A 232-nucleotide genomic window follows, 5' to 3' on the forward strand; every position below is an offset into this window, starting at 1 on the left:
CAGCCGTATCGGGCGCAGACCAAGGGCAAGGTCGAGTCCGGCGTGAAATACGTCAAGCGCAACTTCGTGCCGGGGCGCAGCTTCGTCGATCTGGAGGACTTCAACCAGCAACTGATGCGCTGGCAGGCCGAGATCGCCGACTTGCGCATCCACGGCACGACGCACCAGCGACCGATCGATCGCTTTGCCCAGGAGGCCGCCGCCCTGGTGCCCACCGCAGGGCAGGCGAGCT

1 pseudogene is annotated in these 232 nt (G+C 66.4%); it reads left to right on the top strand.

What is annotated here, in order from left to right:
- Nucleotides 1-232: pseudogene (locus tag GPA21_RS20575) on the top strand (IS21 family transposase); the annotation flags it as partial.

This window comes from Azoarcus taiwanensis (genome assembly GCF_012910885.1).
GTDB lineage: Bacteria > Pseudomonadota > Gammaproteobacteria > Burkholderiales > Rhodocyclaceae > Azoarcus_F > Azoarcus_F taiwanensis.